Source organism: Paenarthrobacter sp. CAP02 (assembly GCF_040137855.1).
Taxonomy (GTDB): Bacteria; Actinomycetota; Actinomycetes; order Actinomycetales; family Micrococcaceae; genus Arthrobacter.
Genome location: NZ_JBEEII010000005.1, coordinates 212,516 through 236,568 on the forward strand (window position 1 = coordinate 212,516; position 24,053 = coordinate 236,568).

A 24,053-nucleotide genomic window follows, 5' to 3' on the forward strand; every position below is an offset into this window, starting at 1 on the left:
GTAGCGATTGTTAAATGCGTCGGCGGCGAATATGGCTGAAAGGGACAGCCGGATTTCAGAGGGACGCGTCTCGTACGGATTTCCGTTACCCGACGGCGAGGTGTGCCCCACCGGCTCGTTTCGGCTCTCGGTGCAGACGGGCAAGTGCAAGTGGTCCGATGGATTGTTCCGGATCCACGCCTACTCCAGGGGTGAGGTTGTCCCCACGAAGGACCTGATCCTGGCGCACAAACACCCGGAGGACCGGGATGCGTCCAGGCAGTTTATCGCCATACTGGCCCGGGACGGCGGGCAGGGATCGAACTTCCACCGCATCATCGACAGCAAAGGCAAGGAACACCGGGTCCTGACCGTTGCCGAGGCCGACTGGAACGAGAAAGGGCAGGTCGCGTCCATCCACGGGCTCATGATTGACCTGACGCGGGCCATAGCGATTGAAAGTGGTCATGCTGCCGCGGCCGCCCTGGTCAACGCCTATGCCAGCCGGGAACTGATCGAGCAAGCCAAGGGCATCCTCATGGCCAGCTTCAACCTCAGCCCCTCCGCGGCATTTGACCTCCTTTCACGACACAGCCAGAACACCAACACGAAACTCGCCGTACTCGCCGCCGGACTCGTTGCCTCTGCGGAACACGGACGCATCCAGCAGGTTCTACGCGCCTGGGCCACCTAAAGCCTGTTACCGGCCTAAGAGACGCCAGGACTCGCACCTGCACATGGAAAGACCTCGTTCGCTCCCGCCTGATCGACCGGCAAACGAGTTATCGACGAGGACGCGCAGTGGAGCCGTCACCGCCCCTTCAGCATGTACCGCCTCTCCGGACGTCCGACGCCGTACTTGAGGCGGACGTCCAAGGCACCTTCGTCGTGGAGGTACTCAAGGTAGCGGCGGGCGCTCACACGGGAAGTTCCCAGCTGTTCGGCAACCTCGGCGGCGGACAGGTCTCCGAGCGCGGACTTGAGCGCGGATTCGACCAATTCGAGGGTCTCCACGCTGCAGCCCTTGGGCAGTGACCGCTCCGAGACGCTGACACCGAATACCCGGTTGACGTCGGCTTGTTCAGCCTGGTCCTTGGAAGAATCCAGTCCTTGGTAGGCGCTGAGATAGTGCTCCAGCCTTTCCTGCAGGTCCGCTTGGGAGAACGGCTTGATCAGGTAATGCACTATCCCGCCACGCAGGGCTTTGCGCACTGTCTCCACTTCCCGGGCGGCACTGATCACCAGTACGTCCAGGTCCGGGGCCACGTCCCGGAGCTGGTGCATCAGGTCCAGGCCACTGATGTCCGGAAGGTGGATGTCCAATAGCACCAGGTCGGGTTGAAGGCGTTCGGTTTCGATCACGGCACGGGCTCCGGTGTGGGCCACTCCCACCACTTCAAAGTGGGGTGTTCTCTGGATGAACCCGGCGTGCACTTTGGCCACCATGAAGTCATCGTCGACAATCAGGACCTTGATCACGGCTGCGCTGCCTCTTTCTTTGCGTGTGAATCCTGCTTTGTGAACCGGGCGGTGAACACGGCACCAGTGTCGTTGGCCACGGTCAGGTCCCCTCCGCTGCGCCGGCAAATCACCCGCGAGAGCGCCAGCCCAAAGCCTCGGGCGTCTCCGGGGCCCGGGTCCTTGGTGGAGAAGCCCTGCCGGAAAATCTCTTCTGCGGAATCCGAGGGTACGCCGGGGCCGTTGTCCCGCACGGTGACAGTGACGCCGTCCACCGAGTCGGCCACCAGGATGGTGACCGCTGCCCCCGCAAGCCCGGTGACGGCGTCGAACGCGTTATCCACCAGGTTCCCCACCACGGTGGTGACGTCCCGGGAGAGTTCCTCGGGCACCGGCGAAAGAGTGGATTCAGGATCCAAGTGCACGTCCACGCCGCGTTCGGTAGCGAGGCTGGTCTTGGCGATCAGCAGGGCCGCGAGCGCGGGGTCCTGGATGCGGCTGGTGACGTCGTCATTGAGCCGGGTGCGTTCCACGGTGGCGCCGTTGACGAACTGCACTACGGAGTCGTATTCGCCGATCTGGATCAAGCCTGAAATGACGTGGAGTTGGTTCGCGAATTCATGCGCTTGCGCCCGCAACGTGTTGGTGACCGTACGGGTGGCGCCCAGTTCGCTCTCCAAGGAGGACAGTTCTGTCCGGTCCCTCAGGGTTGTCACGGAACCGATGTCTCGACCGTGCGAATGCAGGGCCACCCGGTTCATCACCACCAGCCGTTCACCTACCAGCACCAGCTGGTCCGGGTCTGCTTGGTCGCGCGTCAGGACGGTCTTCAGCGCAGGGTCCACATGAAGGGACCGGAGTTTCTTGCCGACGCAGTCCGCTGGAAGACCCAGGAGCTGCCGGGCGCTTTGGTTGGCCACGGTGATCCGTTCGTGGGGATCCAGCGCGACAACGCCTTCTTTCAACCCCTGCAACATGGCTTCGCGGTTCTCCACCAGACCTGTGATTTCCCGGGGTTCCATGCCCAGTGTCTGGCGTTTTACGCGGCGGGACAACAGGAGCGAACCGGCAACCCCCAGGACGCTTGCGACGCCCAGGTAGGTGAGCAGGTTGGGCACGGCGTCGCCCAGGCGTTCCAGCGTGGAGGGATAGTTGCGGCTGATAGAGGCGATGCCGATCATGGTTCCGGAATCGTCTATGACCGGCACATGGGCGGAGAGGACTTCGCTGTTGTTGGCGTTGAGTACACCGGTCCAGGCACGGCCCTCCATGACCCTGCTTTCACCCAAGGGAAGTTTGCGGCCTATCAGTCCGGGGTCGGAGGCAGTGATGACGGTGCCGTCCAATTTGGCCAAGGCAACGTGCGCCGATCCGGATACGGTGCGGACGGACTCGGCAACTGCCGGGAGCGCTGAACCGCCACGTGGTTCGGCCGTGGGCAGGAGTGCCCGTACGGTGGGATTGTTGCCCAGGGCTTCGGCGGCGGACAACGCCCTGCGCCCCTCAGTCCGTTCGAAGGCTTCGGCGGATTGGGCCAGGGAAATCGCCACAACAGCTACCAGGACAGCCAACACAATGAGCAACTGCAGTACCAGGTATTGCCCTGCAAGGGACATGCCTCTGCGTCGAGTCACGGTGCGGTTCCTTAGGTGGTGCCGGTGATCGGAGCTGGCTGGGGGTGCTCCGCGTGGCGTACGGGAACTATACCCCAGACCCTTCCGGGACCTTTGCGGTCCGTGAACGCAATGAACTTAAAGATCACTGCGAACACAAGAGTGATCGCCGTCACGCCCCCGCCTAGCATCAGTTCCCGGGGCTCAACGATGACCGCCCTGGACAGAATTCATAACTGAGAAGAGGAACACCATGCGCCAGATCCGCGCATTGCGAGTCGCCGCCGTCGCCGCCGGCCTCGCCCTGATGGCCACAGGTTGCGGTGCCACCGGCAAGAGCTCCACCGGTTCGGAAACCTCCGGAGCAGCAGCCGGACCCATCACCGGGCTCCAGATCATGGTGCCGAACACTCCCGGCGGCGGCTATGACACCACGGCCCGCGCAGCGGCAAAGGTCCTTGATGACGAGAAGATCGCCAACAACACCGAGGTCTTCAACCTCGCCGGTGCCGGCGGCACTGTCGGCCTGGCCCGTGTAGTCAATGAGAAGGGCAATGGCGATCTCGCCATGTTGATGGGCCTGGGCGTCGTGGGAGCCAGCTACACCAACAAGTCGCAGTCAAAGCTGACGGACACCACGCCCCTGGCAAAGCTGATTGAAGAGCCGGGCGCCATCATGGTCAGCAAGGACTCCCCCTATAAGACCATCGACGACCTTGTGAAGGCCTGGAAGGCTGATCCGGGATCCATCTCCGTAGGTGGCGGCTCCTCCCCCGGCGGACCTGACCACCTGCTGCCGATGCAGTTGGCCGGTGCCGTTGGCATCGACGCCACCAAGGTCAACTTCGTTTCCTACGACGGCGGTGGCGACCTCCTGCCCGCCATCCTGGGCAACAAGCTCGGCTTTGCCGCTTCCGGCGCCGGTGAGTACCTCGAGCAGATCAAGTCCGGCGAAGTCCGTGTGCTCGCCACCAGCGGTGAAAAGCGGCTCGACGGCGTGGACGCACCCACGCTGAAGGAATCCAACATTGACCTGGTGTTCAGCAACTGGCGTGGCGTGGTGGCCCCTCCAGGCATCAGCGACGCCGACAAGCAGTCCCTGATCGCCGCACTGGAGAAAATGCACGCTTCCGAGGGCTGGAAGCAAGCGCTGAAGACCCACAGCTGGACGGACGCTTTTGTCACCGGCGATCAGTTCAAGACCTTCCTGACCGACCAGGACAAGCGGGTGGCGGACGTCCTCACCAAGCTTGGTCTGGCGTGAGCTCTGCAGTAACAGGCTTGAAAGGCCGCGCCGAGCTGGGGGTAGCCCTCCTGCTCGGCGTGGTTGGCGTCCTTGTTTTCCTCGACGCCAACGGCCTGGTAACCCCGTACTCCAAGTCAGACCCCGTTGGCCCCAAAACGGTCCCGTTCATCGTTGCCGGAATTCTCCTGATTTGCGCCGTGATGCTGGCCATCAACGTTCTCCGTGGCGGTAAAGGTGAAGCCGAAGAAGGCGAGGATGTGGACCTGACCCATCCTGCGGACTGGAAGACCATCCTTCCGTTGGCGGGTGCATTCCTCCTGAACATCCTGCTGATCGACTGGGCCGGCTGGGTCATCTCCGGCACCGTCCTGTTCTGGGGCAGCGTCCTTGCCCTGGGCAGCCGCCGGTACATCCGCGACGGAATCATCTCCGTGGCGCTCTCCCTGCTCACCTTCTACGGCTTCTACCTCGGCCTGGGCATTGCTTTGCCGGCCGGGCTCCTGGAAGGAATCCTCTGATGGACGTCTGGTCCTCTTTGATGGACGGTTTCTCCACCGCCCTGACTCCCATGAACCTGATGTACGCCATGATCGGCGTCATCCTGGGCACCGCTGTTGGTGTCCTCCCCGGGCTGGGCCCGGCCATGACCGTGGCACTGCTCCTCCCCGTTACTTATGCCCTTGAACCCACCAGCGCGTTCATCATGTTCGCCGGTATCTACTACGGCGGCATGTACGGCGGCTCCACCACCTCCATCCTGTTGAACACACCGGGTGAATCCTCATCCGTGGTCACAGCCATTGAAGGCAACAAGATGGCAAAAGCGGGACGCGCCGCCCAAGCGCTTGCGACGGCGGCCATCGGCTCGTTCGTTGCCGGAACCATTGGCACCACCCTCCTTGCCGTCTGCGCGCCGATCGTTGTGAAGTTCGCCGTCAGCCTGGGCTCGCCCAGCTACTTCGCGATCATGATGCTGGCGCTCCTGGCCGTCACCGCAGTCCTGGGCAAGTCACGTCTCCGCGGCTTTGCCTCGCTGGGCCTGGGCCTGGCCATCGGCCTGGTTGGTTTGGACTCCGTGACCGGTCAGAGCCGCCTCACGTTCGGCATTCCGCTATTGTCCGACGGACTGGACATTGTGGTGGTGGCCGTGGCCATCTTCGCCGTAGGCGAGGCACTGTGGGTAGCGGCCCATTTGCGCCGCACTCCGCTGCACATCATTCCGGTTGGCCGTCCGTGGATGGGCAAGAAGGATTGGCAGCGCTCCTGGAAGCCGTGGCTTCGCGGCACAGTGTTTGGCTTCCCGTTCGGCGCACTGCCTGCAGGTGGAGCCGAAATCCCCACGTTCCTCTCCTACGTCACGGAAAAGCGCCTCAGCAAGCACCCCGAAGAATTCGGACACGGTGCAATTGAGGGCGTGGCCGGGCCGGAAGCTGCCAACAACGCAGCGGCGGCGGGCACGCTCACCCCCATGCTGGCCCTCGGGTTGCCCACCAACGCAACGGCCGCCGTGATGCTCGCAGCATTTACGTCCTACGGCATCCAGCCTGGTCCGCAGCTCTTCTCCAGCCAAGGACCGTTGGTCTGGGCGTTGATTGCCAGCCTCTTCATTGGCAACCTCCTGCTCCTGCTGATCAACCTTCCGCTGGCACCCCTGTGGGCCAAGCTCCTGCAGCTCCCCCGCCCGTACCTGTACGCAGGCATCCTGTTCTTCGCCACTTTGGGCGCCTACTCGGTGAACCTGCAGGCGTTCGACCTGGTGATCCTGCTGGTCCTCGGCGCACTCGGCTTCATGATGCGGCGGTTCGGGCTCCCCGTCCTGCCGCTCATCCTGGGCGTCATCCTCGGCCCTCGCCTGGAAGGCCAGCTCCGCAAGACCCTGCAGCTCAGTGCCGGCGACCCGGCCGGGCTCTTCAGTGAGCCGATCGCCGTCGGAATTTATGTGATCATCGGCATCATCCTGGCGTGGCCACTGGTGCTCAAGCTCATCCGGCGCAGCCGTCCGGCAAAGGCCATGCCCATTGGCTACGACGACGCTGAACCCAGCGCGGACCACGCCGTTGCGTCCGTGCCGCCGTCAACCACCACGGAAGCCACCATCCCAACCCATCGGAAACAGGAGAAACAATGACCATCGTGGTGGGATACGTCCCCACACCCGAAGGCGAAGCGGCGCTGACCCAGGCCATCGCCGAGGCCAAGAAGAGCAATGACACTCTGTTGGTGATCAACTCCTCCAAGGGCGACGCCCTGGTGGACAATCGCTACGCACAGGAGCCGGACATCCAGAGCATCGAGGAGCGGCTTGCTTCGCAGGGCGTGCAGCACGTCATCAAGCAGCCCATCCGCGGCCACGACGCAGCAGCCGAAGTACTGGACGCAGCTGATGAGCATGATGCCGGGCTGATCGTGATCGGCCTCCGCCGCCGCAGCCCGGTGGGCAAGCTCATCATGGGCAGCGTCTCCCAGCGGATCCTGCTGGAGGCTGACTGCCCCGTGCTGGCGGTCAAGGCGGACTAAGGTTCGGAAAGCACGACGGCGGCTGGTCACCAAGGTGGCCAGCCGCCGTCGTGCTTTATGCGTTAACCGTCAGGGCGTGGGCCGGATGGCCGTGTCCTGGCTGTATGACGTGATGTTAGCGGCGGCTCCGCTGTCGAGCACCTTCGAATGGGTGGTCGATCCGTCAAGAACCACGTGCTGGGTGGCAACATTGCTGACCACGTGGTTGGTGGCTATGACGTTGCCGTCCCCTCCTGCGATCAGGATGATGGTCGGCTGGGCACCGGCAGGGACAACCTTGTTCGGCGGGACGTCGTAAGCGAAAAGGTTGTTTGAGATGAGGTTGTTGTCTCCCAGCGTATGGATGACACCGTAGAGGTCATCGAGTCCGTTGGTGCGGTCGATGAACGGCGGAAACCCTTCCGCGCCCCGGCGGAAGTGGTTGGAGGTGATGAGGTTTTCTTTGCATCCATTCAGAAGGCGCATTATGCCCGGATAGAAGCCCTGGAACCTGTTTGATGTCACACTGCAACGGTTGCAGCCTGTGAACTCAAGGAGACTACGTCCTCTGGGGAAGAAGTTGTTTCCTGTGACCAGGAGGCCTTCGTGGTTTTCGGCCAGAAGAGTCACGCCCTCGGGGCCGGCACCCATCAGGTTGTCGCTGACAATCGTTGCCTGACCGGCACCGGTCAGTTCCACGCAGTTCCCGCATTCGGCGATCATGTTGTCGTGGACCCGGAGGGCATCGGCGCCCCGGACTACCAGAGCGTGCTCGAGATAGACGAACCCCATCCCCGTGATGTGGATGGAGTCGTTGTCGGATGCAACGTCAATGCCGGTCTTCCCATTTTTGTAGCTGTTCGCGTCCGGGGTGAAAGAAACCCCATCGAGGCAGAAATCCCTGAACACGATCCCGGACAGGCGGGGGCTTCCGTTCCTGCGCACGAGAAATGCCTGGGGCGCGGAAGGTGGCGTCAGAACGCGGATGTGACTGCCGCCCGGCTGCAGGTTCACCCAGCCCGTGGTGTCGACGTTGTCCTTGATGCTTCGGGAGAAGAAGCCATGACCAAAACCTGCGATGGTGAGGTAGTCCACGTCCACCACCACTTGGGTGAGAAGGTCATAGTCCCCCGGAGGAATGATGACAACGGCTCCCGGCCTGGTCTCCGGCGTCGCCTGGCGCTTTTTTATGTCAGCGATGATGTCATTGATGACGGCACCGATATCCGACTCCGCCGTGATCTTGGGCTTTCCTTTGATCTTCCAAGCCGTCACGTCATAGGCGTTCGGCGAGTTGAAGGGACCCCCTTTAGTCTCCTCCGCGGCCTCTGCGTTTGGGGATGTTCCAAGGCTCAAGGCCGCAGCCAGCGCGCCCACAGCCCCTGCCCCCACGAGCATTCGGCGTCCCGGGTCGGTCATTTCAAGCTTCCTGCCAGTTCCCACTGGATCTCCTGTCAGTCCTCGTCCATAGCCCGGCACCTCGGCGTGGCAATCAGGCACGAGCGTGCCAAATCGTTTATCCAAGGGGGGTTGGGAGAAACACTAAGAGCAGCAGTGAGGGCTGTCAACGCCAAAGTCCTGGCCAGTATTTTGGCAAGATCCGCTCCGGATCTGCCGCCAACGTGACCCTTGACACCAGAAATATTGGAGGCCTACACTTTTGCCAAGTCGTTTTGGCAAAACGATTTGTCACCCAAATGAACCTCATCACCGTTTTTGCCACTCCGTTCAAGAGAAAGTGAGTCGACAGCGATGTCCACTCGAAACACCATCTCCAAGCTCGTCACCCTCGGCGGGCTGTGCACCGCCGTCGCACTCGTTGCCACCGGTTGTGGCGCCGGAGGTCCCGCACCCTCGTCCGGCGGATCCGGAGGATCCAACTCCATCAACGTTTTGGTCGAAGCAGGTGGTCACGCTGAACTCACAGGCGTCGCAGAACAGTGCAAGAAGGACGCCGGCGTCGACGTAAACTTCGTCGAACTCCCCTACGACGGCATGTTCAACCGCCTTTCCAGCGAGTTTTCCTCGGGCAACGTGTCCTTCGATGTAGCAGCCCTGGACTCGGTCTGGTTGCCCAGCTTCAAGGACGCCGTCCAACCCATCGACGAACTGTTCACCGACGACGTCAAGAAGGACATCTTCCCCGCGCTCGTCAAGGAAGCCAACGTGGACGGCCACTTCATCGGCCTGCCTGCCTGGACCAACGCCGAGATCATCCTGTACCGCAAGGACCTGTTTGAGGACGCCAAGAACAAGGCCGATTTCCAAGCCAAGTACGGTTACGAGCTCGCAGCGCCCAAGACGTGGAAGCAGTACCAGGACATTTCCGAGTTCTTCACCAAGGACGGCATGTACGGCACGGACGTCAAGGGCGCCGTGGAAACCGAATGGCTGGCCCACGTCCTCCAGGCCGGCTCCCCCATGGTCCTGGACAAGGACAACAACGTGGTCATCGACAACGCCGCCCACAAGGAAGCCCTGGACTTCTACGTCAGCTTGGCCAAGGACGCCCCGAGTGGCGCAGCTCAGGTTGACTGGGCAGCAGCACAGAACCTGTTCAACCAAGGCAAGACGGCCATGACCCGCTTCTGGGCCCACGCCTACCGCCAGATTCCCGCCGACGCTCCCGTGGCAGGAAAGGTGGGAGCCGCAGCAATGATCGGCGGCAGCGCCGGCGTCGCAGGCGTACCGGGACCGTGGTACCTCTCCGTTCCCAAGGCAACCAAGAACACTGATGCTGCCAAGAAGTTCGTCAAGTGCGCCTACGACTACAACGACAAGGGAATCGAATCCAAGCTCGGCCTGGCATCGCGGATCAGCGCCTTCCAGAAGTACCAGGACCAGCCCGGTTACGAGAGCTTCAAGCCGCTCATCGAGACCCTCAACGGCCAGGCAACGGCCACCCGCCCCGCTACCGCCAAGTGGCAGCAGATCGTTGATACCGTCCTGATCCCGTTGCTGCAGAAGGCCGTGGCCGGTGGCGACACCTCCGCCCTCCTGGCCGATGCCAAGAAGCAGATCCAGGACCTCCTGAAGTAAAGACTCCGCGGCCGGCACCATCAGCACTCAAATGACAGTGCCGGCCGCGGTCCCAACCAGCAGAAAAGAAAACCGTGCGTATCTCCGATCGCCGCTTCGCCCTCTATCTGATGACGCCCGCGGCACTGTTCCTGGCCGTATTCGTGGCCTACCCGCTCTTCCGCCTGGTGGCGGACAGCTTCTTCAAGATCTCCCCCATCGCCGGCGGCCCCCGCGATTTTGTGGGGTTCCAAAACTACGTCACCGCATTCACCTCCGAGGCCTTCACCAGCGCCGGATGGCGGACCCTGGGCTACACCGTGGTGGTGGTAGCACTGGAGTTCACCCTCGGTCTCGGCATGGCGTTGCTCTTCACTGCCCTGGGCAAGAAGTCCCAGATCTGGCGGACCGTGTTCCTCTACCCCCTGATGATCGCCCCGATCGTTGCAGGCCTCCTGTGGAAGTTCCTGATGATCGATAACTTCGGCCTCATCGGAACGCTCCTCCACCAAGCCGGAATCCTGTCGGACCCCAACCAGATCGGGTGGTTGTCCGACCCCAACATTGTGTTGTTCTCGGTGGCCATTCCAGATATCTGGCTCACGACCTCGTTTATGTGCCTGGTACTTTTCGCCGGCCTCCAAAACATCCCCGGCGACCTGCTCGAGGCCGCCCGCCTGGATGGCGCCCGGGCTCCGGCGCTCCTGTTCCGGATCATCCTTCCGCTGCTGCGCCCCGTGATCGCTGTTGCCTTGGTGGTCCGCGGAATCGACGCTGCGAGGGCTTTTGACACCATCCTGATCCAAACCAACGGCGGACCGCAGTCGGCATCGGAAACGATGAGCCTGCTGATCTACCGCACCATGATCCGCTTCGGCGACCCGGGCCTGGCCAGCGCCATGGGCACCATTTATCTCATCGCCATGCTGGCTATTGCCTTCGTTGCGGTGGCCACCATCTGGCGGCCAGGAAAGGACAACTGATGAGCACCGCAAGCATCACCACCAAAGCCGGGCCACCGCCGTCGAGCGCTTCACCCAGCCAGCTCGTACTGCGGCGTCGCGGGGTCAACCGTGAAGGGCTCGAAGCCGGCCGGCGCAGCACACGGACCATCCTGTGGATCCTGCTGGCGGCAGCAATGGTGCTGTACGGTTTCCCGTTCCTGTACCTGCTGTTCACGTCGTTCAAGACGCCGATCGACACCATCGCCGTCCCGCCCACCATCCTGCCCCGCGAGTGGACGTTGGAGAATTACACCAACGCACTGGGCCGCAGCGGCGTGGTGGCGTCCTTCATCAACAGCATCCAAACAGCGGTCATCAGCACGCTGTTGTCACTGGTCCTGGCAGTGCCGGCCGCCTACGGCATCACCCGGTACAAGACCCCCAGCGGCCGGGTGTTCATCATGGCCGCACTGGTGACCCGCATGGTCCCGCCGGTGGCCATCGGCATTCCGCTGGCGTCCATGATGTCCTCCGCAGGGCTGGCCGACACCCCCATAGCCCTGTCCATTGCGCACACCACCATCTCGCTGCCCCTCTCGATCTGGCTGATGTCCAGCTTCTTCGAATCCGTCCCCCGGGACCTTGAAGAAGCCGCAACCGTGGACGGATGCAGCAGGCTTGGTGCCCTGTGGCGGGTGGTCATCCCCGTGGTGTCCGGCGGTATCGCCGTCACAGCGATCTTCGCCTTCCTGGCTTCCTGGAACGAATTCCTGTTCGCACTCCTGATGACAGCGATCCGCTCCCAGACTACGCCAGTGGTGATCGCGAACTTCCAAACGCAGTTCGGCCTGGACTGGGGTTCCATGACGGCCCTCGCCGCGGTGTACTCGATCCCGGTCATCCTGCTGACGCTCCTGCTGCAGCGCAAGATCGTGGCGGGCATGACGCTGGGTGCGGTCAAGGGCTAGCGCCACCATCAACGAGTAGCCTACTGATAGCCCCTTCGGGGGCGTCACCAACCATAAGGACGTGGGAGTCAATGAGCAGCAAGAACATCGGTATCAAGGACGTAGCCGTCGCCGCCGGCGTGTCCGTCACCACCGTGTCCCACGTCCTCAACGAGGTTTCCTATGCCCGGATCAGCCCCGAAACGCGGGACAAAGTCAGGATGGCCGCCGAAGAACTCGGTTACGGCCCCAACCGCCTAGCCCAGGCCCTCCGTACGCAAAGGACCGGCATGCTGGGGCTGGTCAGCGAGGAAATCGCCACCACGCCCCACGCGGGCAGGATCATCCTTGGCGCTGATGAGGCCGCCAAAGCCCGGGGGTACAACCTCATGATCATCAACACCCCGGGTTCAGCCAGCCTCGAATCAAGGCAAGCCGACGTGCAGGCCCTCCTGGAACGCCGTGTGGACGGGATCCTTTACGCCACCATGTACCACCGCAACGTGGAACTCCCGGAGAACCTGGCCAGCGTCCCGTCGGTCCTGGTGGACTCCGTTGCCATTGGCGGGAACATCACCGCAGTGGTACCGGACGAGGATGGCGGCGCCCGCGCCGCTGTCGGCGCCCTCCTCGACGCCGGCCACACCCGGGTGGGCTTCATCAACAACACCGATGATGTGCCAGCAACCCGCCAGCGGCTCCAGGCCTTCCGGGCCATGCTCAACGAAGCAGGGCTCGACGGCGATGCGGCACCTGTCGAGTCCGAGGCCTCCGAAGTGCAGGGCGGCTATGAGGCGGCGAAACGCATTCTCTCGCGGACGGAGAGGCCTACGGCACTGTTCTGCTACAACGACCGCATGGCCATGGGTGCCTACCGGGCGGCCGCCGAACTGGGACTCAGCATTCCCCGCGACCTTTCCGTAGTGGGCTTTGACGACCAGGAACTGATCGCTGCCAACCTCCACCCCGGCCTCACCACCGTCGCCCTCCCCCACTACGAGATGGGGGCCTGGGCCACGGAACACCTTATTGACGCCATTGAGGGCAAGGAAGACCTGTCCTTGATGGCACTCCACCCCACCATCCTGGGCTGTCCGTTGGTGACCCGCGATTCCGTCGCAGCTCCCCGCTAACGCCCAGTCAGCCACTTCAACGTCCCAAAAGGAACGCACCACATGTCCAGTAGCCTTGATGCCGCACGCCCGGAAACAGCCCCGGACGTAACCCCCCGGTTCCGCCCTGCCATCCATTTCACGGCAAGCGACACGTGGCTGAATGACCCCAACGGCCTGGTGTTCCACGACGGTTTGTACCACCTCTTCTTCCAGAACAACCCTTACGGAAACGTCTGGGGCAACATGTCCTGGGGCCATGCCACGTCCCCCGACCTCATCCATTGGACTGAGCACCCGGTCGCCATTGCCGGCGACGAGGTTGAGGACATTTTCTCCGGAAGCGTCGTTGTAGACTACGGCAACACGTCCGGGTTTGGAACGGTCGACTCCCCGGCCTTGGTGGCTGTCTACACCAGCGCCTTCAAGGCCGGCTCCCCTTACGGCGGCACGCAGGCCCAGTCCCTCGCCTACAGCACCGATGGCGGAATGACGTGGCTCAAATACGATGAAAACCCTGTCCTCACCAGAAACTCAGCGCACTTCCGGGATCCCAAAGTGTTCCGCTACGAGGGCGCAGGAGGGTCCTTCTGGGTGATGGTCGCAGTTGAAGCGCAGCACCAGAAAGTGGTCCTGTACCGTTCCCAGGACCTCAAATCGTGGGATTTCCTCAGCGACTTTGGGCCGGCCAACGCCGACGCCGGTGAATGGGAATGCCCCGATCTGTTCCCGTTGGAGGTGGACGGCGATCCGGACAACACCAAATGGGTGCTGATCGTCAACGTCAACCCGGGTGCCGTGGCCGGCGGTTCGGGCGGCCAGTACTTCGTGGGGGACTTCGACGGCGTCCGGTTCGTTCCGGACGCGGGCTCGCTCGCTGCGCCTTCCGGAGTCACTTCCCTTCCGGACAACTCCGCCCGGGCGGAAGCGTTGCAGCAATGCCTCTGGCTGGACTGGGGCCGCGACTGCTACGCCTCCGTGTCCTTCAGCAATGTCCCTGCCAACCGGCGCATCACCATCGGCTGGATGAACAACTGGGACTACGCCAACCAATTGCCCACGGCGCCCTGGCGGTCCTCGATGACCCTGGCACGGGAACTCCGGCTCAGCTCAGTAAACGGCTCCCTCCAACTGATCCAGCAACCGGTCCTTCCCGACCAGCGGGTAGAGGTAAGCCCAGCGGTAAGTCCGGCGCCGTTCAATCTGGACGGCACTGCCCTTAGGCTGGCCGACGCCGTTCCCGGTACCGCACAGGTCATCGAAGCCGAGATTGTTCCGGGAAGCGCCGAAGGCGTTGAGTTCAGCCTGCTTGGCAGCACCGACGGGAGCCAGCGCACGGTGCTGGGCTATAACACGGGCAGCGGGCGGCTCACCCTGGACCGCAGGCAGTCGGGAGATACCCAGTTCCACGGGAAGTTCGCATCAGTGGAATCGGCCCCGACCGCTTTGGAGGACGGCATCCTTAAACTGCTGATCGTCCTGGACCAATGCTCCGTGGAAGTCTTCGCGCAGGACGGCAAAGTGGTCCTGACAGATCTCGTTTTTCCCGAAGCCAACAGCCTCCAAAACTGGTTGTCAGCCGAGGGTGGCACTGCAACCGTCCGCAAGCTCGCCGTCTCATCAATCGCCTAAGGAAAAGCCCGGAATGCAAGAAGCAAAACCTGCCCACCCTGGAACAGACCCCGACGTTGTCGTTGTTGGCGAAGCCCTGGTGGATATTGTCGTCGCCCCCGGCGGTACTGTGGAGCACCCCGGAGGATCCCCGGCAAACGTCGCCTACGGACTTGGCCGACTGGGCGTCCGCACCGCCTTGATGACGTCCATCGGAGACGACCACCACGGTGCCGCCATCCAGCGGCACCTGGCCAGTGCCGGCGTCGAACTCCTGGCTGGTCCCGGAAAACGGGACCGAACCGCTACGGCAACCGCCACCCTGGCATCCGACGGTTCGGCCCACTACGACTTCGATATCACGTGGGACCTGCCCGCCACCGCACCAATGACCCTTCCCAAGGTTCTTCACACCGGATCGATCGCCACCTTCCTTGCACCCGGAGCGGCGGCAGTCCGGACACTCCTGGAGCAGTCGTACCGGCGCTGCGTGGTGACCTATGACCCCAACATCCGGCCCGCACTGCTGGGCAGCCAGGCCGAAGCGAAGGGAATCTTTGAGGACCTCATCCCCTTCACTGAGGTGGTCAAACTCAGCGATGAGGACGCCCGGTGGCTCTATCCGGGGTTGGCGCTGGAAGACATAGCGCAACGCATCCTGCACCTGGGGGCCGGCCTGGCAGTGGTCACCAAGGGTTCAGACGGATCGCTGCTCTCAACCCGGGGAGGGCAGGTTCTGGTTCCGTCCGTGAAGTCTGTAGTGGTGGACACCATTGGCGCCGGCGACTCCTACATGGCCGCCCTGATCTACGGGCTCCTGGCAAGGGAAGCCGAAGGGCTGGGGCCCGGTGCCCTGGAGGCGTTGGGACGCTTGGCCACCAAGGCCGCGGCCATCACGGTGCGGCGCGCGGGCGCCAATCCGCCGACGTCGGACGAGCTGTTGGCCGACCTGCCCGTACACCAACCCGCCATCTGACCACCCCCACCACTTCATGAGGATCCACACCATGTCCAGCAGCAACTACTACGACGTGACCAGCTGGCACGTCGGCAATCCCTCCGAAGATGTCGGCGAGGTCATCAACAGCATCATCGCCGACATCAAGGACCGCCAGAACGCCTCAAACGTGAACGACGGCGGCAAGCCGGGAGCCGTGATTTACCTGCCTCCGGGCGACTACCGCCTGCGGACACAGGTTTTGATAGACATCAGCTTCCTCAGGATCCAAGGCTCGGGACACGGTTTTACGTCCTCAAGCATCAGGTTCAACGTTCCCGACGACGAATGGCCGGATCTCCACGAGCTGTGGCCCGGGGGAAGCCGGGTCCTGGTTGACCTTCCCGCTGCTGACAGCGCCGACCCGGCCAAGGGAGCCGCGTTCCTTGTCGAGCGGGCAGGCAGCCCCCGGATCAGTTCGGTGGAGTTCGCCAACTTCTGCATCGACGGGCTGCACTTCACCCCGGACGGCTCGGACCTGCCCGCGGAAAACAGCTACGTCAATGGCAAGACCGGCATTCACGTGGCCAGCGCCAACGATTCGTTCCGCATCAACGAAATGGGCTTCATCTACCTTGAACACGCGCTGACCATCCACAACGCGGACGCCCTCTCCATCCACAACAACTTCATTGCCGAGTGTGGAAGCTGCATCGAACTCCGCGGCTGGGGTCAGGCCTCCAAGATCACGGATAACCTGATCGGGGCCGGCTTCAAAGGCCACTCGATCTACGCCGAGAACCATGGTGGCTTGCTGGTCACTGCCAATAACGTCTTCCCCCGCGGGGCGAGCAGCGTCCGGTTCAGCGGCGTCACCCGCTCGAGCGTCACCAATAACCGCCTGCACTCCTTCTACCCGGGCATGGTGGTCCTTGAAGGCAACAGCTCGGAGAACCTCGTCGCCACCAACCACTTCCTGCGCGACCATGAGCCGTGGACACCGTTCCTGGGAATCGGCAACGGGCTGGACGACCTGCACGGGATCCTCACCGTCAGCGGCAACAACAACTCCGTGATCGGGAACCATTTCTCGCAGATCATCGACTCGGCGAGCATCCGTCCGGAAGGTGCGACGCCGGTCATCGTCCGGCTGCGCGAGGGGGCCGGAAACTTCGTGTCCAACAACCATGTCGTGGCCATGAACGTCCACTCCTCAACAAGCGATGATTGCTTCGAAGCCCAAGTGGATGCCCTGCTTGCCACAGATGATGTGGAGGACCTGGCCGTGACCGCCGTCTTGGTGGATCCCGGCTCGGCGCGCAACACCATCCTCGATTCCGGCAGTGATGCGCAGGTAGTCGCGGACAGGGGCACCAACGCCGTCAGGGCCACCCCTACTTTGTGATCCGGAGTTTTCGCCCAGCTGATGCCCTTAAGATTCGTTCTTAGGGGCATCAGCTGCCCAAGGGAACTCCGAGGGGGAACACATGACCGAGACCATCCGCACGGCAACCGCACACGACGCCGGGAAACTGGCTGAGCTGGCAGCCATCACCTTTCCGCTGGCCTGCCCGCCCGGCGCTTCACCGGCGGACATTCAGGCCCACCTTGAGAAGACGCTGAGCGAGTCCAACTTCCAGCACTACTTGGCCGATCCGAAGATCACCATCCTGGTGCTCGACGACGACGGCCAGCTCAACGGTTACACCCTCCTGGTTGCCAAGCCGGCCAGCGATCCCGACGTCGCCTCCGTGCTCTCGTTCCTGCCGTCCACGGAGCTGAGCAAGTGCTATGTCCACCCGGACCACCACGGCCACGGAGCGGCATCAAGGCTGATGCAGGCTTCCCTGGCCCACGCCGCGGACAAGGGCGCGGCGGGTGTCTGGCTCGGCGTGAACAGCGAGAACGCCAAAGCCATCCGTTTCTACGAGAAGAGCGGTTTCCAGAAAGTGGGCACCAAGTCCTTCAAACTGGGTAACACCGTAGAGCACGACTTCGTCATGGAGCACGAACTCTAGCCGAACAGCTCTCCGGTAAGGGGCGGCCGCGGATCGGACCTCAGTTCCAGTCCCGCGGGGAGACCGGCAACGCTGCCGGAAGAACCGTTCGCTTCCACCCTGATCCGTGATCGCCCCAGCAGCACGTTGTCGGCCTCAAAGGTGCCCAGGGAAGCCGGCAGGATCGGCGCCAGGTGGAGCACACTGCGGGTGAAGTCGGGATCGAACCGCAGCAGGATCCGGGCGAGTTGGACCGGTGCCGCAGCCGCCCACGCTTGTGGGGAACACGCCGTCGGATACGGAACCGGGTTGGTGAAGTCGCCGCGGTCAAAGCCACAGAAAAGTTCGGGGAGCTGGCCGCCGAAGTGTTCGGCGGCGTCGAACAATCCACCCGCCACCTTGCTGGCCTCCTCCACGAAGCCGTACCGCATGAGCCCGGTGGCGGCGAGCGCTGTATCGTGGGGCCAGACGGAACCGTTGTGGTAGCTGACCGGGTTGTAGGCACCCATGTCGGACCCCAGGGTGCGGATGCCCCAGCCGGTGAACATCTCCGGTGACATGAGCCGTTCGGCAACCTGCGGCGCTTTGTCTTCATCCACGATGCCCACCCACAGGCAGTGGCCCATGTTGGAGGTGCACGAGTCCACGGGCTTTTTGTCCTTGTCCAGGGCAAGCGCAAAATACCCGCGGTCCGGGAGCCAGAACCGTTCGTTGAAGGCAGCTTTCAGGGCTTCGGCCCGGTCGGCGCAACGACGCTCGACGGCGGTGTCGCCCGCCGCGCGCGCCAACAGGGACCGGCCCACGTAGGCTGCGTAGGCGTATGCCTGCACCTCGCAGAGCGCTATCGGGGTCTCAGCCAACGTGCCGTCGGCGAAGTTGATGCCGTCCCAGGAGTCCTTCCACCCTTGGTTCACCAGCCCATGCTTGTTGGGGCGCTGGTACTCGATGAACCCGTCCCCGTCTTTGTCCCCGTACTGTTCCATCCAGTCGATGGCCCGGTCGGCATGGGGAAGGAGGGATTCGATGATGTCCTCGCCCAGGCCCCAGCGGCTGAGTTCGCCAAGCGTGGATACGAAAAGGGGTGTCGCGTCCGCTGTCCCGTAGTACGCCGTGCCGCCCAAGGACAAGCCGGCGCTGGCTCCCAAACGGACTTCGTGTGGCATCCGCCCCGGTTCTTCCTCTGAATCGTTGTCCACTTTGCTGCCCTGCAGGCCGGCCAGGGTTTGGAGGGTTCCCGCGGCCAGGCTGGGGTCGATCATGAGGGACATGTACGAGGCCAGGAGGGAGTCGCGTCCGAACAACGCCATGAACCAGGGTGCCCCGGCGGCGATTGCGGCACGCCCGGGGTGGTTGTCGTCGAAAATGCGGAGGGAGCCGAGGTCGCGTTGGCTCTGGTCCAGCACGTCCGTCACGTTCGGGTCCGTCAGCCGGATGCGCGGTACGTGCTCTTCCCATTGGACGTAGCGTTGGGCGGCCACGCTGTGGCTCAGGGGCGTGCCGGCGATGAACGGGTTGTCGGGTGCTTTGCCGTTGATCAGTGGCAGGGCGATCACGGTGGTGGACCAGTGGCTGCGGGGCGGGATGGTGACCTGGAAGGTGAGCCCGTCCTCGGTAGCAGTAGCTTCCTGGGCTTGGAAGGATACGCCGCGGCGCTGCCCGTCGGCGTGCAGTGACTCGATATGCAGATCGTTCCCGCGGACAGACCTGACGGTCTCCCCGGTTGTACTTGCCCGGCCGCCTTTCACGTCGAAAAGGTCGGCCAGGTCCGCGTCGATCAGCAGTTCCATGGCGCACGTGGTGGGCTGCGCGGAGTAGTTCCGGATGGTGAGGTCGTCCCGGAGGCCAGAGCCGACGGTGCGTTGGTGTTGCACCAGCAGCGGGCTCTCGAACCGGCCATCTTCCGTGCACGCGCGTCCCACGTATTCGGCCTGGAAGGCCGTGGGATTGCGGGCCACCAGGGGTTCGCGGGGCTCGCCATTGATGCGCAGCACCCACCGCGAAACCACGCGGGTGTCCTGGTAGTACGCGCCCTGAGAGCCGCCTCCGTGAACATCACCTGAGTGCGAGGAGATACAGAAGGATGAACCTTCGACGACGGTCACGGCTCCGAGCTCGGACGCTCCGGCCTCGGTGTCTTCGTTCCAAGCGGTCACACGTCCTTCTTCCTGGGTGTCGATCACAGGTTGATGGGAGCTTGCCTCTGATTCTCTTGCAAGTTCCGGCCGACGGGAAGCCCTGTACCCCCGAATTGTTCGATCACCCTGGCGTAGAGCTCCAGATGGTCCGCCGCCATCCTTGCCGCGCTGAAGGATTCCTCGACTTCGTGGCGGCAGGCTGCGCGGCTCAAGGACCCAATCGACCCCATGAAGCCCGCCAGCTCATTTGCCGGCGCCACGTAGCCGGTGACACCGTGGCTCACGATTTCCGGCGCGGCACCCATGGGCGTGGTCAGTACGGGAGTGCCGGTGGCCAACGATTCAATCATGACCAGGCCGAAGGGTTCTGCCCATTGGATGGGGTTCAGGAGGACAGTCGCATCGCCCATGAGTTGGTATTTTTCCGGGTCGGACAATTCGCCAAGGAATTCTTCGTCAGTGCCCAGTGCGGGCTGCACCACGTCACGGAAGTATTCCTGCTCGTCGGGAGCCTGCATCTTCGCCGCTATGCGGAGCGGCACGCCGGCTTCCCGGGCGATCCCCACCGCTTCCATGAGTCCTTTGTCCGGGCACATCCGTCCAACAAAGCAGGCATAACCGCCGGTTCCCTTACCAACGGCCACTGCGGAGAGGTCGATGCCGTGGTGGATTACGGCGGATACCGGGAGGTCCTGGACGCGGCTGCATTGGTCGCGGGAAATCGCGATGATGCCGGTGTCGTGGGCCATATCCCGGTAGAGGCCCTCGGATCGTGGGGTCAGCTGGCCATGGATGGTGGTCACCACGGGGATGTTCGGGGGCCGATGCGCGTAGAGCGGGCCGGCAAGGGTGTGGTCGTGGATGATATCCACGCCCCGAAGCCCTTTGTAAGCCTTGATGACATGGGCCAGTTCGCTCAAGCTGAGGCCAACGTCCTCGGGTTCGCTGGGGCCGAATCCCGGAAGCTGGGGCACAGGGCAGGTGCTGTCCGATGATGTTGCCAACAGGACGTCATGGCCGGCATCCGAGAGTGCACAGGCCAAGGCGTCAACGACGCGTTCAGTTCCGCCATATTTCTCGGGCGGGACGGTAAACCAGGGTCCAACAATGAGTCCGATTCGCACGAGATCTTCTTCGCGTATGCCCCCGGTGACAAGGCTGGCTGCTCAACCTCCTCTAAACATATTCCTGGGCGGGACCTCCGGCAACACTCTTGGCCTGAGTGAGGAAACTTACAGCACGCTCCCGGAATGCCGTCTCCCGCTTGGGCGTTGCAGCCATCATGAAGATTGAGATCTGGTCAGACGTCGCGTGTCCTTGGTGCTACATCGGCAAGCGCCGTTTCGAGACAGCGCTGGCGCAGTTCCCACACCGTGATTCGGTGGATGTTGAGTGGAAGAGCTACCAGCTGGATCCGTCCATTCCCGAGCACTACGACGGCACCGAACTGGATTACCTGAGCAAGCGCAAGGGCATGGCACCGGAGCAGGTCAAGCAGATGTTCGGCCACGTCACGGAGACTGCCAAGGGCGAAGGCCTGGATTACCAGTTCGACAAAGTTGTAGTGGCCAACAGCTTTACGGCGCACCGGCTGATCCACCTCGCCGCTGCCCACGGCCGGCAGGACGCCGCCAAGGAGCAACTGCTGAGCGACCACTTCGAGCACGGCAAGGACATCGGCAACAAGGAATACCTCACCGGGCTTGGCGCCGCACTTGAACTGCCGGCCGAGGAAGTGGCCGAACTGTTCACGTCCGACAAGTACACGGACGAGGTCAACCAGGACATCAACGAAGCCCGCGCCATCGGAGTCACCGGCGTCCCGTTCTTCGTCATCGACCGCAAGTACGGCATCTCGGGCGCCCAGCCCGCCGAACTTTTCAGCCAGGCACTGAACCAGGCGTGGCAGGAAGCCAACCCCCTTATCCCGGTGGGCGCTTCCGACGCCGAGGCCTGCGGCCCTGACGGCTGCGCCGTCTAGGCCAAACGCGGGGTCACTTACGGCCCACAAATCCCTTCCGGATGGGCCGTAAGTAACCCCGCGTTGCTTCTTTTACGGCGAGCTCTAGGCTTTCACAACCTCAAGCTCGACGACGGCCCAGGACAATGCGGGCAGCGTCAGGCGCAGCTCCGAGCCGGTTGCCTTCACCCCATCGAGTGCCGTAAGGCCCACACGGCCCGGCTGTTCCTGGCTGTTGATGGTGAAACGATCGCCGCCCTCAGGGATTTCCAGGACCTCGGCGCGGAGTACCTGGCGGGCGTCGAAACCGCGAAGCGATACCTCGACGTCGGCCGCTTCTTCCAAGCCGCGATTCGCTAAGAACAGTGCCACTCGCCCTGTTTCCTCGTCCCAGGTGGCGCTGACGTCCACCAGGTCCGTGTCACCGAATCGATCATTCGAGTACTTGTCCGAGTTGACGGAGAGCCGAAGGATCTGGCCCTTGGCGAGCTCGGCCATCCGGGAGAACGGGTGGAAGATGGTCTGTTTCCAGGCCGGGCCGTTCTCCTCCGACAGGATCGGCGCAATCACGTTGACCAGCTGCGCCTGGTTGGCGATCTTGACGCGATCGCCGTGCCGCAGCAGCGAGTTCAGCAGGGTCCCAACCACCACGGCGTCGGTCACGTTGTACTTGTCTTCGATCACGCGGGGGTGCTCACGCCAACCGGCCTTGATGACATTGTGGGGCTGGTCCTCGGTATCCAGGCCGCGCTGGTACCAGACGTTCCACTCATCGAAGGACAGGTTGATGTGCTTCTTGTGCTTGCCCTTGGCCCGCACCGCATCCGCGGTGGCGATCACCGACTCAATGAAGTAGTCGGTATCGACGGCGGATGCCAGGAAGCTGCCCACGTCGCCATCGTGCTCCTGGTTGTAGGCGTGGAGGGATACGTAGTCCACCTCCTCGTAGGTGTGGGTGAGGACGGTCTGCTCCCAGGCACCGAACGTGGGCATCGAGGAGCTGGAACTGCCGCAGGCCACAAGCTCCAGTGAGGGGTCCACGAACCGCATGGCCTTCGCTGCTTCCTGCGCCAGCCGGCCGTATTCGTCGGCGGTCTTGTGGCCGATCTGCCACGGCCCGTCCAGCTCGTTGCCCAGGCACCAGAGCTTGATGTTGAACGGGTCCTTGTGTCCATTCTTGGCCCTGAGGTCCGAGAGGTAGGTGCCGCCGGGGTGATTGGCGTATTCCACGATTTCCCGGGCCGCGTCCACTCCCCTGGTGCCCAGGTTGATGGCTTCCATGATTTCGGTGCCGGCCTGCTTTGACCAGTCCACGAACTCGTGCAGGCCGAAGGCGTTGGTCTCTACGGTGTGCCAGGCGCCATCCAGGCGGCGCGGCCGGTTTTCGACGGGGCCAACCCCGTCTTCCCAGTTGTACCCGGAAACGAAGTTGCCGCCCGGGTAGCGGATCACGGTGGCGCCGAGTTCCTTGACGAGCTTCAGGACATCCTGGCGGAAGCCGTTCTGGTCGGCTTCGGGGTGGCCGGGTTCGTAAATCCCGGTGTAGACACAGCGGCCCATGTGCTCCACGAAGGAGCCGAAGAGTCGTCGGGGGACCTCGCCAATGGTGAAGTCGCGGTCGAGGGTGATGCGTGCGCGGGACATGGATCTCCTTGGTTGGTTTCAGGTCTGGGTGTGGGGTCTGAAAGGTGCCGGTCAGGTTCCGGCGAGTCCCGTCGTCGCAACGCCTTTGATGATCTGGCGCTGGAAGAACAGGAAGACGAGGATCAGCGGCAGAGCGGCGAGCAACGCGGACGCCATGTTCTGCGCGTACTGGATTCCGTAGGCGCTCTTGATGGTCTGCAGGCCGACCGGAAGCGTCAGCAGTCCGCCGTCGTTGGTGGCGATGAACGGCCACAGGAAGTTGTTCCACGCACCGATGAACACGAAGATTGCGACGGCGGCCAGGATGGGCCGGGACAGCGGCAGGATGATTTGGGTGAAGATCCGCAAGCGGCTGGCGCCGTCCATCACGGCCGCTTCCTCGAGTTCCCGCGGGATCTGGTCGAAGAACTTTTTCAGCACGAACACCATGGCCGGGTGGATGACCTGCGGGAGGATGATGGCCCAGGACGTATCGACCAGGTTCAATGCCAGCATTTGGTAGAACAACGGGATGATCAGCACGGGTGGCGGGATGATGATCGAGGCGATGATCACCGTCATCAGCACTTTCTTGCCCTTGAAGTCGATCCTCGACAGGGCGTAGGCAACCAGGGCCGAGATCACCAGGGTGATGGCCGTGATGGCCGCCGAGGTGTACAGCGAGTTCCACGTCCAGAGCGGGATGTTGCCATCCTGGAACACCTTGACGAACGCGTCCGGAGTAAAGCCCGACGGCGGCACCCACGTGACGTCCGGAGCCGCGGCATCCGTTTCGCTCTTGAAAGCGGTGACCGTGGCCCAGGCGAAGGGAATCAGCCACAGCACCGCGATGAACCCGGCGACGACGATTGCCGCGATCCTGCCGATCGTCAGTTTTCTGCGTGGCTGGCGGAACCCGGATTTCCTGGCTTGGGTGGTTTGTGGTGCGGGACGGGTGATTGTAGCTGTGGCCATGG

At 63.0% G+C, this 24,053-nt stretch carries 21 protein-coding genes; 14 read left to right on the forward strand and 7 right to left on the reverse strand.

Annotated elements, in window-relative coordinates:
- Positions 1-31: 31 nt before the first annotated feature.
- Positions 32-673: a PAS and ANTAR domain-containing protein gene (locus tag ABHM97_RS10855; RefSeq protein WP_349470673.1), complete on the forward strand. Its 642-nt coding sequence runs from the start codon at positions 32-34 to the stop codon at positions 671-673.
- Positions 674-789: 116 nt separating this feature from the next.
- On the opposite strand, the gene ABHM97_RS10860 is transcribed toward ABHM97_RS10855, so the two are convergent.
- Both ABHM97_RS10860 and ABHM97_RS10865 read right to left on the reverse strand, forming a co-directional pair.
- Positions 790-1,458, reverse strand: a complete 669-nt coding sequence (locus tag ABHM97_RS10860; protein WP_235519823.1) for a response regulator — start codon at positions 1,456-1,458, stop codon at positions 790-792.
- The gene (locus ABHM97_RS10865; protein WP_349470768.1) at positions 1,455-3,053 is read right to left on the reverse strand and encodes a sensor histidine kinase; all 1,599 of its coding nucleotides are present in this window, start codon (positions 3,051-3,053) and stop codon (positions 1,455-1,457) included. The genes ABHM97_RS10860 and ABHM97_RS10865 overlap by 4 nt, the downstream gene beginning before the upstream one ends.
- 250 nt (positions 3,054-3,303) lie before the next feature.
- Here ABHM97_RS10865 and ABHM97_RS10870 point away from each other — a divergent pair, with 250 nt between their 5' ends.
- The 4 genes from ABHM97_RS10870 to ABHM97_RS10885 are packed head-to-tail and all read left to right on the forward strand — an operon-like array spanning position 3,304 to position 6,813.
- Positions 3,304-4,314, forward strand: a complete 1,011-nt coding sequence (locus ABHM97_RS10870) for a Bug family tripartite tricarboxylate transporter substrate binding protein (RefSeq protein WP_235519821.1) — start codon at positions 3,304-3,306, stop codon at positions 4,312-4,314.
- Positions 4,311-4,814, forward strand: coding sequence for a tripartite tricarboxylate transporter TctB family protein (locus ABHM97_RS10875; RefSeq protein ID WP_211713922.1), 504 nt, complete (start codon positions 4,311-4,313; stop codon positions 4,812-4,814). The genes ABHM97_RS10870 and ABHM97_RS10875 overlap by 4 nt, the downstream gene beginning before the upstream one ends.
- On the forward strand, positions 4,814-6,424 hold the full coding sequence (locus tag ABHM97_RS10880) for a tripartite tricarboxylate transporter permease (RefSeq protein WP_349470674.1): 1,611 nt from the start codon (positions 4,814-4,816) through the stop codon (positions 6,422-6,424). Before ABHM97_RS10875 ends, ABHM97_RS10880 begins: the two co-directional genes overlap by 1 nt.
- Positions 6,421-6,813 (forward strand): universal stress protein, encoded by a 393-nt coding sequence (locus tag ABHM97_RS10885; RefSeq protein WP_235519818.1) that lies wholly within the window; start codon positions 6,421-6,423, stop codon positions 6,811-6,813. Before ABHM97_RS10880 ends, ABHM97_RS10885 begins: the two co-directional genes overlap by 4 nt.
- Positions 6,814-6,882: 69 nt before the next feature.
- On the opposite strand, the gene ABHM97_RS10890 is transcribed toward ABHM97_RS10885, so the two are convergent.
- Positions 6,883-8,211 carry a NosD domain-containing protein gene (locus tag ABHM97_RS10890; protein WP_349470675.1) on the reverse strand — a complete coding sequence of 443 codons (1,329 nt, stop codon included), beginning with the start codon at positions 8,209-8,211 and terminating at the stop codon, positions 6,883-6,885.
- Positions 8,212-8,544: 333 nt separating this feature from the next.
- Between ABHM97_RS10890 and ABHM97_RS10895 the strand changes: the two genes are divergently transcribed.
- The 8 genes from ABHM97_RS10895 to ABHM97_RS10930 all read left to right on the forward strand — a co-directional run bounded on the left by ABHM97_RS10895 (position 8,545) and on the right by ABHM97_RS10930 (position 17,379).
- On the forward strand, positions 8,545-9,831 hold the full coding sequence (locus ABHM97_RS10895) for an ABC transporter substrate-binding protein (RefSeq protein ID WP_349470676.1): 1,287 nt from the start codon (positions 8,545-8,547) through the stop codon (positions 9,829-9,831).
- A gap of 74 nt (positions 9,832-9,905) precedes the next feature.
- Complete coding sequence (locus tag ABHM97_RS10900) at positions 9,906-10,793, forward strand: carbohydrate ABC transporter permease (protein ID WP_235519812.1); 888 nt, start codon at positions 9,906-9,908, stop codon at positions 10,791-10,793.
- Positions 10,793-11,722: a carbohydrate ABC transporter permease gene (locus ABHM97_RS10905; protein WP_349470677.1), complete on the forward strand. Its 930-nt coding sequence runs from the start codon at positions 10,793-10,795 to the stop codon at positions 11,720-11,722. The genes ABHM97_RS10900 and ABHM97_RS10905 overlap by 1 nt, the downstream gene beginning before the upstream one ends.
- Before the next feature lie 71 nt (positions 11,723-11,793).
- Positions 11,794-12,834, forward strand: a complete 1,041-nt coding sequence (locus ABHM97_RS10910) for a LacI family DNA-binding transcriptional regulator (RefSeq protein ID WP_284985311.1) — start codon at positions 11,794-11,796, stop codon at positions 12,832-12,834.
- A gap of 42 nt (positions 12,835-12,876) precedes the next feature.
- Positions 12,877-14,445 carry a glycoside hydrolase family 32 protein gene (locus ABHM97_RS10915; protein WP_349470678.1) on the forward strand — a complete coding sequence of 523 codons (1,569 nt, stop codon included), beginning with the start codon at positions 12,877-12,879 and terminating at the stop codon, positions 14,443-14,445.
- 13 nt (positions 14,446-14,458) lie between these two features.
- The gene (locus ABHM97_RS10920) at positions 14,459-15,400 is read left to right on the forward strand and encodes a carbohydrate kinase family protein (protein ID WP_349470679.1); all 942 of its coding nucleotides are present in this window, start codon (positions 14,459-14,461) and stop codon (positions 15,398-15,400) included.
- Between the two features lie 31 nt (positions 15,401-15,431).
- Positions 15,432-16,766 (forward strand): NosD domain-containing protein, encoded by a 1,335-nt coding sequence (locus ABHM97_RS10925; protein WP_349470680.1) that lies wholly within the window; start codon positions 15,432-15,434, stop codon positions 16,764-16,766.
- An 82-nt stretch (positions 16,767-16,848) separates the two neighbouring features.
- Positions 16,849-17,379: a GNAT family N-acetyltransferase gene (locus ABHM97_RS10930; protein WP_349470681.1), complete on the forward strand. Its 531-nt coding sequence runs from the start codon at positions 16,849-16,851 to the stop codon at positions 17,377-17,379.
- Here the strand turns inward: ABHM97_RS10930 and ABHM97_RS10935 are convergent.
- Together ABHM97_RS10935 and ABHM97_RS10940 are read right to left on the reverse strand one after the other, a co-directional pair.
- A complete protein-coding gene (locus ABHM97_RS10935; RefSeq protein ID WP_349470682.1) occupies positions 17,376-19,511 on the reverse strand; it encodes an amylo-alpha-1,6-glucosidase in 2,136 nt (711 codons plus the stop codon). The two genes, ABHM97_RS10930 and ABHM97_RS10935, sit on opposite strands and share 4 nt — an antisense overlap.
- 23 nt (positions 19,512-19,534) lie before the next feature.
- Positions 19,535-20,617 (reverse strand): glycosyltransferase family 4 protein, encoded by a 1,083-nt coding sequence (locus ABHM97_RS10940; protein WP_349470683.1) that lies wholly within the window; start codon positions 20,615-20,617, stop codon positions 19,535-19,537.
- Between the two features lie 158 nt (positions 20,618-20,775).
- On the opposite strand from ABHM97_RS10940, the gene ABHM97_RS10945 reads away from it, so the two are divergent.
- The gene (locus ABHM97_RS10945; RefSeq protein WP_257370538.1) at positions 20,776-21,474 is read left to right on the forward strand and encodes a DsbA family oxidoreductase; all 699 of its coding nucleotides are present in this window, start codon (positions 20,776-20,778) and stop codon (positions 21,472-21,474) included.
- A gap of 84 nt (positions 21,475-21,558) precedes the next feature.
- Here ABHM97_RS10945 and arfA read toward each other — a convergent pair whose 3' ends face one another.
- Positions 21,559-23,097, reverse strand: coding sequence for an arabinosylfuranosidase ArfA (gene arfA / locus ABHM97_RS10950; RefSeq protein WP_349470684.1), 1,539 nt, complete (start codon positions 23,095-23,097; stop codon positions 21,559-21,561).
- Positions 23,098-23,148: 51 nt separating this feature from the next.
- Positions 23,149-24,051 (reverse strand): carbohydrate ABC transporter permease, encoded by a 903-nt coding sequence (locus ABHM97_RS10955; RefSeq protein WP_235519795.1) that lies wholly within the window; start codon positions 24,049-24,051, stop codon positions 23,149-23,151.
- Positions 24,052-24,053: the final 2 nt, after the last annotated feature.